The sequence below is a fragment of the Pseudomonas sp. PAGU 2196 genome, assembly GCF_022179005.1.
GTDB classification, from domain to species: Bacteria; Pseudomonadota; Gammaproteobacteria; order Pseudomonadales; family Pseudomonadaceae; genus Aquipseudomonas; species Aquipseudomonas kermanshahensis.
This window is the reverse complement of sequence record NZ_BNTL01000060.1, coordinates 1873-2477: the sequence shown is the minus strand read 5'-3', so window position 1 is coordinate 2477 and position 605 is coordinate 1873. Positions and strand designations below refer to the sequence as shown.

The following is a 605-nucleotide window of genomic DNA, read 5'->3' as shown; positions in this document are numbered from 1 at the left end:
CGAAATCGCCCCGGTACCGGGCGCGCCGAGCTACGTGCTGGGCATCATCAACCTGCGTGGCAACGTGGTGACGGTGATCGACACCCGTCAGCGTTTTGGCCTGATGCCGACCGAGGTGACCGACAACACCCGTATCGTCATCATCGAGGCGGACAAGCAAGTGGTCGGCATCCTGGTCGACAGCGTTGCCGAGGTGGTCTACCTGCGTCAGTCCGAGATCGAGACGGCGCCGAACGTGGGTAACGAAGAATCGGCCAAGTTCATCCAGGGCGTGTGCAACAAGAACGGCGAGCTGCTGATCCTGGTGGAACTGGACAAGATGATGACCGAGGAAGAGTGGTCCGAGCTTGAGAACATCTGAGTTGATCCTTGAGGTTGCTGTCATCTTCCTGGCGCTGCTTTGGGCGCTGGGTGTGTGGATGTTCCTCAACCACACCAAGCGCCAGCGCGAGCTGGCGGCGCAACAGGCTGCGGGCGATGCGCTGCGTGATCAGCGTATCAAGGACCTGGCCAAGCGCCTTGACGACTACCAGAACGGTACCGTGCGCATGGGTGAGGCTATCCAAGACGTGCGCGAGACGTTGGCCACCTTGCCGGATCGGCTG

Annotated in this window: 1 protein-coding gene and 1 pseudogene; both read left to right on the top strand. The window is 61.2% G+C overall.

Going from position 1 to position 605, the window contains the following annotated elements:
* The coding region (locus tag MFF34_RS27850) for a chemotaxis protein CheW (RefSeq protein WP_238217812.1) at nt 1-361 on the top strand (361 nt) is incomplete at its 5' end.
* A gap of 1 nt (nt 362) precedes the next feature.
* Nucleotides 363-605: pseudogene (locus tag MFF34_RS27845) on the top strand (DUF2802 domain-containing protein); the annotation flags it as partial.